We start from the raw sequence: 12,953 nt of genomic DNA, 5'->3' as shown, positions 1-12,953 counted from the left end.
AGCCGCATCCGAAGATGCGGCTTTCTGTCGTTTCAGGCTTCGCTCAACTCGCCACTGTCGATTTGTTCTTGCTCGATGCTCTCGAACAGCGCCTTGAAGTTCCCTTCGCCAAAACCGTCGTCCCCTTTACGCTCGATAAACTCGAAGAAGATCGGCCCGATGACAGTTTTCGAGAATATCTGAAGCAAAATGCGGGTTTCGCCGCCATCCACGACCCCTTCCCCGTCAATCAGGATGCCGTGTTTCTTCATCCGATCAAGCGGCTCTTGGTGGCCGGTGACGCGATCCTTGCTCATCTTATAGTAGGTCTCGGGCGGGCCGGGCATGAATTTCAACCCGTTGTCTGCAATGGCATCCGTCGCATCATAGATGTTCCGCGCGCCCACGGCGATGTGCTGGATCCCCTCGCCGTTGTATTTCTTGAGATAGGCCACGATCTGCCCCTTCTCGTCGCGATCCTCGTTGATCGGGATACGGATGCGGCCGCAGGGAGATGTCAGCGCACGCGAGGTAAGGCCGGTAAACTTGCCTTCAATATCGAAAAACCGGATCTCGCGAAAATTGAACAGATCGCCGTAGAACTTGAACCAGACGTCCATGTTCCCCTTAAAGACATTATGCGTCAGGTGATCGAGATAGTAGAAACCGACACCAGCGGGTTTGGATTGCGCGATCCAGTCGTATTCCTCGTTATAGGGCGACGTGTCGTAATACTGATCCACAAAGTAGATTAAAGACCCGCCGATCCCCTTGATCGCGGGCACATCCAGCACCTTGCCTGCGCCTGTATATTCCTCCGCCCCTTTGGCAACAGCGTGGTCCAGCGCCTTTTGCGCATCCACAACCCGCCAGCCCATCGACGGCGCACAGGGGCCATGCTCGGCCACAAAGCCTGCGGCAAAGCTGTCAGGGTCAGCGTTCAGCACATAGGTAATGTCCCCCTGCTGCCAGAGTTCGATTTTCTGCGTTTTGTGGTTCGCCACATGGGCATAGCCCATACGGGTAAATAGATCGCGAAGCTCCTGCGGGTCGGCGCTGGCGAATTCGACGAATTCGAACCCGTCGGTGCCGGCCGGGTTTTCATCGGTGATTTTGGATTTTTCGGCGTCATGCGGAAACGGGCCCATGAGATGCTCCTTTGATAGCGTTCGTGCGCAGTCTATCGCCGGAACCACGCTATCTTTGCGCAAACATGTAAGAGCGACTGGCTATTCACGCGGGGTTGACGCATGGTTTTATCATTCTATGTGAGAATACCGCATGACATTAGATGATATCGATAAACGCCTGCTGGCGGCGCTGCAAAAGAACGCGCATCTCACGGCTCAGGAGTTGGGGGAGAAGCTGCATCTATCCCCGTCCCAAGCAGGTCGGCGGCGGCAAAGGCTTGAAACCGAAGGGTATATCCAAGGCTATACGGCCCGGCTCAACCCCGAACGGTTGGGGCTGACGGTACAGGGGTTTGTGCAGGTCCATCTGGGCACCCACGGGCCCGAACATTCCGCCAGTTTTGCGCGGCTTTTGGCCACCCGCCCCGAAATCGTTAGCGCCTGGACGATGACGGGGGATGCGGATTATTTGCTGCGCGTCTATTGTGCAGACCTGCCCAGCCTGAACCGCCTCATCCATGATGTGCTGCTCCCCCATGGTGCTGTCGCAAAAGTGCATAGCCAGATCGTTATGGATCAGCTTAAACGAGACGGGCCCTTGCCCACCTGATTGACCCGCTCGGGGCCTGCCCGACACAAAGAAAGTATGCCCCTTATGGAAGGTTTCCTGTTTCAAGCCTCGATCTATCTCGCTGCGGCGGTGATTGCGGTTCCCATCGCATCGCGTCTGGGGCTGGGGTCGGTGCTGGGATATCTCGCGGCGGGGATCCTGATCGGGCCGGCCTTCGGGCTGGTTGGATCGGAAACCAAGGATTTGCAGCATTTCGCCGAATTTGGTGTCGTGATGATGCTGTTCCTCATCGGGCTAGAGCTTGAACCCCGCGCCCTGTGGAACATGCGCCACCGTCTGCTGGGGCTTGGCGGGATGCAGGTCGTGCTTAGCGCTGCGGCGCTGATGGGCATCGCGATGGCTTATGACCAACCGATGGGTGTGGCGATTGCGATCGGCCTCACGCTGTCGCTGTCGTCAACAGCGATCGTGCTGCAAACCCTTTCAGAAAAGGGTTTGATGCAAACAGCGGGTGGACGATCCGTCTTTTCGGTGCTGCTGACGCAAGATATCGCGGTGATCCCGATCCTCGCGTTCCTGCCGCTGCTTGTGGCGCAGCTGCCCGCGCAAATGCGACCGGACGGATCGATCTCGGTGAACCCCGAGGATGCCGCCCATGGGGCAGAGGCAGCCTCGGGGCACGGTCCTGCGGCGGCGGGTCATGGTGCGGAAACCGCGCAGGCGGCGATTTCACTGGTTCAGGGGCTGCCGGGTTGGGCCATAACGCTGGTCACCTTGGGTGCCATTGCCGGGATCATCATCACCGGTGTGTTCTTCACCCGCCCCGTTTTCCGGTTTATCCACGCTGCCAAGCTGCGCGAGATGTATACCGCTTTGGCCCTGCTGATCGTCGTCGGGATTTCCTTCCTGATGATGCTGGTGGGCCTGTCGCCCGCGCTTGGGGCCTTCCTTGCAGGAGTGGTGCTGGCCAGCAGCGAATTCCGGCACGAACTGGAAACCGACCTTGAGCCGTTCAAAGGACTGCTGCTGGGGCTGTTCTTCATCACCGTGGGGGCGGGTATCAACTTTGACCTGCTGTTCGCCGATACGATCATCATCGTCGGGATGGCGCTGCTGGTTATTCTGGTGAAGGGCCTGATTCTTTACGGGCTTGGCACCTTGTTCAAGCTGCAAGGGCGCGACCGTTGGCTCTTTGCGCTTGGTCTGGCGCAGGCGGGTGAATTCGGCTTTGTGCTGGTCAGCTTCTCGGTCGCCACGGGGGTCATGCCCAATGACGTGGCCGAGACATTGTTGCTGGTCGTCGCCCTATCTATGCTGATCACACCGCTGCTGTTCATCACCTATGACCAGATCAGCAAACGGATGGATACGAAATCCGGCCCCATCGTTGCGGACGAGATTGACGAGCAGGGCACCGTGATCATCGCGGGTGTCGGACGGTTCGGGCAGATTGTGAACCGTCTGGTGCAGGCCAGCGGCTTTCGCACCGTCGTTCTGGACCACAACCCCGAAACCATCGCCGTCATGCGCCGCTTTGGCTTCAAGGCGTTCCTGGGCGATCCGACCCGCGCTGATATTCTGCGCAAGGCCGGTCTGCGCGATGCCAAGGTTCTGGTTGTCGCGCTGGATGATCCCAAGTCGGCCTTGCAGCTTATCGCCTATGCGCGCAAGGAACGGCCCGACCTGCATATCGTAACCCGCGCCCATGATCGGACGGATGTGTACCAACAATACCAGGCCGGCGCGAATGACATCGTGCGCGAGATGTTCGACAGCTCGCTTCGGGCGGGGCGCTATGTGTTGGAAAACCTCGGGCTCTCCGATTACGAGGCGGCAGAGGCGCAGCGTATGTTCTATTCGCACGACCGTGCGTCTGTGCGCGAGCTGGCGGCCCTGTGGCGCCCTGACATCCCACCAAGCGAGAACAAAGCCTATGTGGCCCGCGCGAAAGAGCTACAAAAAGATCTGGAAACCGCGTTCCTGAACCGGATCGACCAAGAGGATAAGACACAAGGGTAGTAGCCCCCCTCGCCCTTCAGACACCAAAAAGCCGCGCCCGATATGATATCAGGCGCGGCTTTTCTAAATTTAACGGTTGCGATCAGGCCGCAGCAACGCGGCTTTCCAAAACATCACCGACCTGCTTGGAGGCCGCCAGTTCGTCCCCACCGGCGACGGCGGCAACTTCACGGGTCAGACGCTCAAGCGCGGCTTCATACAGCTGACGCTCGGAATAGCTTTGCTCGCGCTGGTCGTCGGTGCGGTGCAGGTCGCGTACGACTTCGGCGATGGCGATCAGATCACCGGAGTTGATCTTTTGCTCATATTCCTGCGCACGGCGCGACCACATGGCGCGTTTGACCTTGGCCTTACCCTTCAGGGTTTTCATCGCATGGCTGATGACGTCAGGGCTGCTAAGCGCGCGCATGCCAATTTCTGTCGCCTTATGGGTGGGCACCCGCAGCGTCATCTTGTCTTTCTCGAACGCGATCACGAACAGCTCCAGCGAGATGCCCGCGACTTCCTGCTCTTCGACCGAGATGATCTGACCAACGCCATGCGCCGGATAAACAACGAATTCATTCGGGCGGAAATCTAGCTTCTTCGACTTGCTCATACAGTGGCTCCTTGGGCGCGGGGACGGCCCGCATGGGTAAATATGCTGTCACAACGACAAAGGCCGACCGGCCCAAAGAGCCGTCAGCCTCATTTCATAACTTCAGATGTTCTGGTTCAACCTGTGCAAAACGGTTGAGATTTGGCGCGTAGGTATCATCATTTGCGACAACGTATATCACAAAATTGCCCCCCCCGAAAGCGGGGGGCGGCACAGATTCGATCAAATACGTGTTAATCGAATAAATAAAGGGGATCAGGTGGCGTCACACGCAGCGATCAGCCCATGCACCCAAGTGCGAATCGCTTAGCCGCCTTCGCCGGGTGCTTCAGAGAAATACTTCTCAAGCTTGCCCTCTTCACCATCGCGTTCCTCTGCCTCGGGCAGCGGGTCTTTCTTGGTGATGATCACGGGCCACAGTTCAGAGTATTTGCGATTGAATTCAACCCACTTCTCCATGTCCGGCTCTGTATCGGGGCGGATCGCGTCGGCGGGGCATTCAGGTTCGCAAACGCCGCAGTCGATGCATTCATCGGGATGAATGACCAACATGTTTTCGCCCTCATAGAAGCAATCCACCGGACATACTTCAACGCAGTCAGTGTATTTGCAGGCGATACAGGCATCGTTAACGATATAGGTCATAACATCATCTTTTATGGCAGGTTTAACGCAGGAGATACGTCAGCGCAGCGTATCATTCAAGGTGGCGCGCCCGAGAAAGATCAAGCACGCGGCGATCACGCTTACTGGGGCGCCCTTTTCCCTCAAATGCCGGATTTTCAGGTTGTTTTTTCTCGGATCGGGGGACCGGCGGGGACAGATCGGTGTAAAGCGTTTGCGCCTCGGGGGCCGGACCACGGCGGGTGCCGATGCCCTCTATCTGGATCACCCGCACATCGTCGCCCATAGCAAAGGTCAGTACGTCGCCAACCACAACCAATGTCGCACGCTTTTGCGCCACGCTGCCGTTGACCCTGACGGCCCCCGCTTGCACGCGGGCAGCCGCCAGAGAACGCGTTTTATAAAACCGCGCATGCCACAGCCATTTATCAAGCCGCAGCTTTGTCGGCGCTTCGGACAATTACTTGTTGTCTTTCAGCCCCATTAGCGCAGCGGCGAATGGGTTGTCGGGGTCGATCGGCTTTTCCGCACGGGCGGGCTTGCTGCTGAACTTCTGCGCTTTGCCGCCCTTGTCACCACGCGGTGCACCCTTCTTGCCACGCGGTCCGGGCTTCCCCTTCCCTTGTGGACGATCCCCGCCGCCGCGACGCTGGCCTTGGGCATTGCCACGGGGCGTGCGCCCCCAGGTGAAGACATAGTATGTCTCAAGCTCGGCACCTGCGATATCGGCGTCAGGCGCTGTGCCTTGGGGGTTTTCCTCGGCAGGGGTGTCGGGGATGTGGTCGTCCACCTCTGGTGTCTCGGCCAGTTCCTCGACCATCGGGGCGATCCCGTCATCGGGCATATCCGCGGTTGCGGGCACGATGTCATCCGCCTGAGCAGCCGCCGGATCTTCGACAATACCACCGGCTGGTTGCTCGGCCGCGACGTCCATCACGGGCGTCTCGGCGTCCGCGCCCTTGTCGGCAGCCATCGGTGCACCGTCATGGGGCACGACGGTATCAACGGCTTTCACCTTGGTGCGCTCAGCCTTTTCGGCCTTGTAGCCCAGACCTTCCATCAACGTGGCGAATTGTTCAAGCGTCATGCCCGTGATCGACAGCATATCGGCCTTCGCCTCGAACCCGCCGCGCGAATCTTCGGAGCGCAGCATATCGGCCAGACGTTCCAGCATATCGATACGGATCGCGCGTTCACCCGCGTTGCGGTAACCAGCCATCGTCGCAGCACCTTCGGGCGCGCTTGTGTCTACGGGGATGGTGACCAGACCGGGGGGCGGCGATTCAGGGAATTCGTTCAGCCCCTTGGAAATCGACCACAGCACCAGACGCAAACGGGTCGGCGCGGGCTTCAGCAACAACGGCATAAAGATGGTGAACTGACCAAAGCGCAAACCATGCTTGCGCAGCGCGCCACGGGCGTCCTGATCCAGGGCTTTCACCTCGTCCGCCACATCAGCGCGGGGCAGAATTCCAAGGTTTTCAACCATGCGGAAGGCAAAGCCACGTGCCAGACCGGTCAGCGCCTCATCCTTTGACAGGGCGATCAGGGGCTCGAACAGGGCTGCGACCTTGCGGTCGATGAAATGCTGCAAACGGCGCTGCACTTTTTGCGCAACCTCGGGGCCCGCAACGTCATCGACGAAGACCTCGACACCGGGTTTTAACGGATCGGAGCCCGCAACCAGTTTACCCACGGCAGAGCTGCCCCACATGAGGCCGCCCTGCTCTGTGAAATCAATCTCTGTATCAGGCGCGTTGTAGAAACGATCCGCCCGCAAATGGAACTGAGGAGCCAGCGCCTGCAACGATGCAGCTTTGATCGTTTTATCTTCGGCAACGCCTGCGCCTTTGTCTTGGCGAAAGCGGAACCCGTCCAGCTTGCCAACAAATTCGCCTTCAACGGTTACTTCACCGGTCTCGTTTACTTCGGCCACCATGGCTTCCTTCTGTCCTAGCCGGCGCAAAAGCACGGATGTGCGCCGATCTACAAATCTTTGGGTCAGACGCTCGTGCAGCGCATCCGACAGTCTGTCTTCTACGACACGCGCCTCGTGTCGCCAATGGCTTTCGTCACCTGTCCAGCCTTTGCGCTGTGTCACGTAGGTCCAGGTGCGAATAAACGCCAATCGTTTGGATAACGCATCAATGTCGCCATCGGTTCGATCTATGCGTTTAATTTGCCGCGCCAGCCAGTCGTCGGGGATGGAACCGCGCTGGTGCAGAAAGTTGAAAATCTGCTCCAGCAGGCTGGCGTGCTCTGCATGGCTTATACCACGAAAGTCGGGAATCCGGCAGACATCCCACAGTAGGCGCACCGATGGCCCATCGGTACAGCGCGCCGCGATCTCGGCATCAACGGCGAGATTCTTGAGCGCGCGCAGATCATCGGCCTCGCGCGCTTTGAACAAGCGTTCATTGTCCGGCGACATTTCAAGCGTCTGGATCAGCCGGTCAATGGATCCGAACTGCAGCGCGGGGTTGCGCCAGTTGAGCTTGTTCTGCGGTGTGAACTGATGATCCATAATGGCCCGCGCGACACCATCATCAAGCGGAGACGCATCGCCCGTGACACCGAATGTACCGCTCTTGAACCCGCGCCCTGCCCGTCCGGCAATCTGCGCCAGTTCGTTCGGGGCCAAAGGTCGCATCCGACGCCCGTCAAACTTGCTGAGTGCCGAGAAAGCGACGTGGTCCACATCAAGGTTCAACCCCATCCCGATGGCATCCGTAGCCACCAGATAGTCGACCTCGCCATTTTGATACATGGCGACCTGCGCGTTGCGTGTGCGCGGGCTGAGCGCGCCCATAACCACCGCCGCGCCCCCCTTTTGGCGCCGGATCAGCTCTGCAATCGCATATACATTCTCAACCGAAAACCCGACGATTGCGCTGCGCGGACGCATCCTGCTTATCTTTTTCTGACCAGAATAGATCAATTCGGACATCCGCTCGCGCCGGATGAACTGCGCCTCTGGCACCAGCGCCGCGATTGAGCCGCGCATGGTGTCGGACCCCATGAAAAGCGTCTCGTGTTGACCGCGCGCACGCAAAAGACGGTCGGTAAAGACATGCCCCCTTTCAGGATCAGCACAAAGCTGGATTTCATCGACCGCAACCAGATCAGCGCCCATGCCTTCGGGCATCGCCTCGACGGTGCAGACCCAATATTGGGTGCGCGGCGGCACGATCCGTTCTTCGCCCGTGACCAGTGCCACGATGGACGGGCCACGCAGGGCAACGATGCGGTCATAGACCTCGCGGGCGAGCAAACGCAGCGGCAGCCCGATCACCCCCGTGCGATGCGCCAACATCCGTTCGATTGCATAGGTCGTCTTGCCTGTATTGGTCGGGCCCAAAACGGCCACGACCCTGCTGTCACCTGCCACCAGAAATTCCTTAGATCGTTAAAGCGTGCGCCCGATGCCGTCGCGCCGCAGCCCGTCGAGCGCCCTTTGCGCGTTATCATGGTGAGGGTTAATGCTTAACACTCGGCGATAGAGATCGGCAGCCGCCCGCAGATCGCCAAACTCCTGCAGGATCGCCCCCAGACCGAAGATGGCGTTATACTGCTGCGGGTTCAAGGCAAGCGTGGTTTCCAGATCATCGATTGCAGGGCCATAGAGACCTGCGGCGAAATAGGCCTGTGCACGGGCATGATAGCCTTCGGCAAAATCAGGGGCGTGATCCGTCAGAGCTGTCAGATGGGCGATCGCCAAGGTGGTGTCCCCCTCTGACATGGCATCGCGACCACGGGAATATAGCAAATCCATCGCGGCCGAGCCGGACCGCGCCCAAGCGCGCTGCACATCACGTTCGATTCGCGGTGCCTCTGCGGCGGGGGCATCGCGTAAATCCTGCAGCAATTCCGCCGCCGCGGGGGGCGACATTTGCGCGAAACTTATACCCCCAAGCAACACCCAGAGACCAAGTGCCGCGACGGTATGTTTGAGGTTGACGATGCGGTTGCCCATAACAAGAGTGAATGTAACAGGCTGCCGCCACAATTCCAGACGTGTCGGCACCATTTGCCAAGAAAAGGGCCTATGATGAGCGATATTGTGAACCAAGCTGTAACAGTGCTGAACGAAAAACTGGCGGGGGCCGACTTTGACGGCACAGCCAAGTTCGACATCGAAGACGAAGGCACTGTCATGATGGATTCGACCGGCGCACGCGCCGCGGATGAAGAAGCGGATGTAACCCTTTCTGCTGACGCAGAAACTTTCCAGGCGATCCTGTCCGGCGACACCAACCCGACCGGTGCCTTCATGAGCGGCAAGCTCAAGATTGACGGCGACATGGGCATGGCGATGAAGCTGGCGTCCGTCCTCTCCTAATATGCTGGAAACCGCGCCCTTTTTCACCGACATTGCGCCGCTGCCCGAAACGGGTCAGGCGCATTGGGCCGAGACATCGGATGGTAAAAAGCTGCGCGTCGCGCATTGGCCGCTGGACGGGGCAAAGGGCACCGTGCTGCTTTTCCCCGGCCGCACCGAATACGTGGAGAAATATGCCATGACCGCAAGCGCCTTTGCGAAAAAGGGGCTGGCGGTCATGGCGATTGACTGGCGGGGGCAAGGTCTGTCGGACCGGTTGATCCCCGACCGCAACATCGGCCATGTCGATGTCTTCTCTGACTATCAAAAAGATGTGGCGGCCATGATGCGGACAGCCCGCGCCTTGCAGCTGCCACGCCCGTATTTCCTGCTGGCGCACTCCATGGGCGGGGCCATCGGCCTGCGCGCCTGTATGGAGGGTCTGTCGGTACAGGCCGCCGCCTTTACCGCGCCGATGTGGGGTATCCATATCGCGCCGCACATGCGTCTGGTGGCCGCGGGGCTGTCCAACCTGATGCCGCGCATCGGTCAGGGCTACAAGCTGCCCATGGGCACGCAGGCGGCATCCTATATCTCGACCGCGCCGTTCGAGAACAACATGCTCACCACCGACCCCGAGATGTACGAGATGATGCGCACGCAACTGGCGGCCCATCCCGAACTGTCTTTGGGCGGGCCCAGCTTTATCTGGCTGCGCGAGGCTTTGTCCGAAACCAAGCATCTGTCCCTGCGCGCCGCCCCCAGCCTGCCCTGCGCCACATTCCTCGGGTCCAACGAACGTATCGTGCACAAGGGCCGCATCCACGCCCGTATGGAGACTTGGAAAGGCGGCAAGCTGAATATCATTGACGGCGCAGAGCACGAAGTGCTGATGGAAATCCCCGCCACCCGCGACAAAGCGGTGGATGAGATGGCGGCCCTGTTCTTTGGAAACGCCAAAAAGTAGCGCGGATCGCAGGATGAACTTCCGCCTGCAACCTAACGTTATTCCAACGGAAAACTCGGCATCGGCGAGGATTTTCCTGCCCACCCTGTTCAAACGCGCGCGCCCCGCTAGCTTATGCGCATGGCCAAGCAACCTGTTCTGACATTCAACGAAAACGGCATATATTGCCCCGCGGGTGATTTCTATATCGACCCGTGGCGGCCTGTGGACCGTGCCCTGATCACCCACGGGCATTCCGATCACGCCCGCTGGGGCATGAACCGGTACCTTGCCACCGACATCGCCCTGCCCGTCATGCGCCACCGTTTGGGCGACATCACCGCTGACGGCATCGCATATGGCGAGGTGCGGCAGATCGGCGGGGCGCAGGTATCGTTTCACCCCGCCGGCCACGTCCCCGGCTCCGCCCAAATCCGCGTCGAAGTAGACGGCGAGATCTGGGTTGCCTCGGGCGATTACAAGGTGGTCGATGACGGGCTGTCCGACCCGTTCGAGCCGGTGAGATGTCATCACTTCATCACCGAAAGCACCTTTGGCCTGCCGGTGTTTCGCTGGGCCGATCAAGCCGCCGTCGCGGCAGAGATCAACGCATGGTGGGCAGGCTGCGCGGCGCAGGGCAAAACGGCGTTTCTGGGGGCTTATGCCTTGGGCAAGGCACAACGTTTGCTATCGATGCTCGACCCCGACATCGGCCCGATCCTGACCCACACCGCGACCGAGAACACCAACCGCGTCATGCGCGATCAGGGGATCCCCCTGCCCGACACGATCCTCGCCGATGCGGATCTGAAGCCCAAGGATCACCCCGGCGCGATTGTGCTGGCCCCACCCGGTGCCTTGGGCAGTGCGTGGTCGAAAAAATTCGGCCCGCAGGAAACCGCTTTTGCCAGCGGATGGATGGCCGTGCGGGGTGTACGTCGACGCCGTGCAGGCGATCGCGGCTTTATCATCTCGGACCATGCGGATTGGGATGGGCTGCTGTCCGCGATCAAAGCAACCGAAGCCGAAAACATATATGTGACACATGGTTATACCGATGTCTTCAGCCGGTTTCTGGCCGATAGCGGCTGGCAAGCGCAGGTCGTACCGACCCAGTTCGAAGGCGAATCCCTGGATAAGGACACAAGCGAATGAAACGGTTTGCCGCGCTGTTCAACGCCATCGACCAAAGCACCAAGACGACAGTGAAAGTCGCCGCACTGGCCGATTATTTCAGCGCGGCACCGGATGACGACCGGCTATGGACCATCGCCCTGTTTTCCGGCCGTCGCCCCAAACGCGCCGTCACGACCACCAAGCTGCGCGAATGGGCCGCCGAGCGCGCGAACATCCCCCTGTGGCTGTTCGAGGAAAGCTACAGCATCGTTGGCGATCTGGCCGAGACGATCACGCTCGTTCTGCCCCCCAACCCGACGCAGGATGATCAATCGCTTGCCGCGTGGATCGCGGCACTGCGCGAGATTTACACCCAGGATGAAGAGGCCCGCAAAGCCTTTGTCCTTGACGCATGGGCGACGCTTGGCGGGACCGAACGCTTTATCTTCAACAAGCTGATCACCGGCGGGTTTCGGGTAGGCGTCAGCCAAAAGCTGATGACCCGCGCCCTGTCTCGTGCCACAGGCAAACCCGAGCCCGAGCTTGCGCATCGCCTCATGGGCAACTGGCACCCCGACGACACCACATGGCATGGGCTGGTAGAGGCCGAAGATGCCTCTGCCGACGCATCGCGCCCCTATCCCTTCTATCTGGCCTATGGGCTGGAAGCCGAGCCGCAAGAACTGGGGGATCCGCAAGACTGGCGTGCCGAATGGAAATGGGACGGCATCCGCGGCCAGTTGATCCTGCGGGACGGTGCCTATTTCGTCTGGTCGCGCGGCGAAGAGTTAATGACCGACCGCTTCCCCGAGCTCGCCCGTGCGGTGGACTTCATGCCCGATGGCACGGTTCTCGACGGCGAGCTGCTGGTCTGGCCTGACGGACAGCCTGCGCCATCCTCCTTCAATGCGCTGCAAGCCCGGATTGGCCGCAAGACCGTGCCGAAGAAACTGCTGGCCGAAGCCCCGGTGGTGCTGCACGCCTACGACCTGCTGGAATGGCAGGGCGAAGATATTCGCTCCCGCCCCTTTGCCGAGCGCCGTGCGCTGCTGGAACAGGCCTGCGCCGCCCTGCCCGACGATGCGCCGATCCGCCTGTCGCCGCAACTGACCTTCCCCACATGGGATGCGCTGGCCGACCAACGCGCCACCGCACGCGAAGCGCAGGCCGAAGGGGTCATGCTGAAACGTGCCGACAGCCCCTATCTGGCGGGGCGTAAGAAGGGCGATTGGTGGAAATGGAAGCTGGACCCGCTGACCATTGATGCGGTGATGATCTATGCCCAATCCGGATCAGGACGACGCGCCAACCTGTTCACAGACTTCACCTTTGCGGTCTGGAACGGCAATGATCTGGTGCCCTTTACCAAAGCCTATAGCGGTCTGACGGATGCCGAGTTTCGCAAGATCACGGCTTGGGTGCGAAAGAATACGCTCGAACGGTTTGGTCCCGTGCGCAAGGTCACCCCGCATCATGTGTTCGAGATCGCCTTCGAAGGCATCCAGCGCAGCACGCGGCATAAATCGGGCGTCGCCTTGCGCTTTCCGCGGATGCTGCGCTGGCGGCAGGACAAGCCCCTGCAAGAAGCCAACACATTGGCCGATCTTGAAGAAATGCTGCGGATTTACGGCTAATCCGCGCCGCCATCGCCT

Annotated in this window: 12 protein-coding genes; 6 read left to right on the top strand and 6 right to left on the bottom strand. The window is 59.9% G+C overall.

Annotated elements, in window-relative coordinates; all coding sequences use genetic code 11:
- Positions 1-32 precede the first annotated feature (32 nt).
- Positions 33-1,127 carry a 4-hydroxyphenylpyruvate dioxygenase gene (gene hppD / locus B4F27_RS14635; protein WP_037944596.1) on the bottom strand — a complete coding sequence of 365 codons (1,095 nt, stop codon included), beginning with the start codon at positions 1,125-1,127 and terminating at the stop codon, positions 33-35.
- A gap of 133 nt (positions 1,128-1,260) precedes the next feature.
- On the opposite strand from hppD, the gene B4F27_RS14630 reads away from it, so the two are divergent.
- On the top strand, positions 1,261-1,719 hold the full coding sequence (locus B4F27_RS14630) for an Lrp/AsnC family transcriptional regulator (protein ID WP_005854326.1): 459 nt from the start codon (positions 1,261-1,263) through the stop codon (positions 1,717-1,719).
- A gap of 45 nt (positions 1,720-1,764) precedes the next feature.
- Positions 1,765-3,699, top strand: a complete 1,935-nt coding sequence (locus B4F27_RS14625) for a cation:proton antiporter (protein WP_037944597.1) — start codon at positions 1,765-1,767, stop codon at positions 3,697-3,699.
- A gap of 82 nt (positions 3,700-3,781) precedes the next feature.
- On the opposite strand, the gene B4F27_RS14620 is transcribed toward B4F27_RS14625, so the two are convergent.
- The 5 genes from B4F27_RS14620 to B4F27_RS14600 form a co-directional block, all read right to left on the bottom strand.
- Positions 3,782-4,297: a CarD family transcriptional regulator gene (locus B4F27_RS14620; RefSeq protein ID WP_009825020.1), complete on the bottom strand. Its 516-nt coding sequence runs from the start codon at positions 4,295-4,297 to the stop codon at positions 3,782-3,784.
- A gap of 306 nt (positions 4,298-4,603) precedes the next feature.
- Positions 4,604-4,942: a ferredoxin FdxA gene (fdxA, locus tag B4F27_RS14615; protein ID WP_005849180.1), complete on the bottom strand. Its 339-nt coding sequence runs from the start codon at positions 4,940-4,942 to the stop codon at positions 4,604-4,606.
- Positions 4,943-4,994: 52 nt separating this feature from the next.
- Positions 4,995-5,381 carry an RNA-binding S4 domain-containing protein gene (locus B4F27_RS14610; protein WP_005849182.1) on the bottom strand — a complete coding sequence of 129 codons (387 nt, stop codon included), beginning with the start codon at positions 5,379-5,381 and terminating at the stop codon, positions 4,995-4,997.
- A complete protein-coding gene (locus B4F27_RS14605; RefSeq protein WP_074634560.1) occupies positions 5,382-8,309 on the bottom strand; it encodes a helicase-related protein in 2,928 nt (975 codons plus the stop codon). It lies immediately after the preceding gene.
- A gap of 18 nt (positions 8,310-8,327) precedes the next feature.
- Positions 8,328-8,894, bottom strand: coding sequence for a tetratricopeptide repeat protein (locus B4F27_RS14600; protein WP_278425674.1), 567 nt, complete (start codon positions 8,892-8,894; stop codon positions 8,328-8,330).
- 75 nt (positions 8,895-8,969) lie between these two features.
- Here B4F27_RS14600 and B4F27_RS14595 point away from each other — a divergent pair, with 75 nt between their 5' ends.
- The 4 genes from B4F27_RS14595 (at position 8,970) to B4F27_RS14580 (ending at position 12,935) form a co-directional block, all read left to right on the top strand.
- Complete coding sequence (locus B4F27_RS14595; RefSeq protein WP_037944601.1) at positions 8,970-9,260, top strand: SCP2 sterol-binding domain-containing protein; 291 nt, start codon at positions 8,970-8,972, stop codon at positions 9,258-9,260.
- 1 nt (position 9,261) lies between these two features.
- Positions 9,262-10,206, top strand: coding sequence for an alpha/beta fold hydrolase (locus B4F27_RS14590; RefSeq protein WP_286759986.1), 945 nt, complete (start codon positions 9,262-9,264; stop codon positions 10,204-10,206).
- A gap of 114 nt (positions 10,207-10,320) precedes the next feature.
- Positions 10,321-11,340, top strand: coding sequence for a ligase-associated DNA damage response exonuclease (locus B4F27_RS14585; RefSeq protein WP_286759985.1), 1,020 nt, complete (start codon positions 10,321-10,323; stop codon positions 11,338-11,340).
- Complete coding sequence (locus tag B4F27_RS14580; RefSeq protein ID WP_286759984.1) at positions 11,337-12,935, top strand: ATP-dependent DNA ligase; 1,599 nt, start codon at positions 11,337-11,339, stop codon at positions 12,933-12,935. Before B4F27_RS14585 ends, B4F27_RS14580 begins: the two co-directional genes overlap by 4 nt.
- Positions 12,936-12,953: the final 18 nt, after the last annotated feature.

Origin of the sequence: Sulfitobacter sp. UBA1132 (assembly GCF_002311545.1) — a bacterium.
In the GTDB taxonomy this organism is placed as follows: domain Bacteria; phylum Pseudomonadota; class Alphaproteobacteria; order Rhodobacterales; family Rhodobacteraceae; genus Sulfitobacter; species Sulfitobacter pontiacus.
The sequence above is the reverse complement of the archived record's forward strand: the minus strand, read 5'-3'. Positions and strand labels throughout refer to the sequence as shown.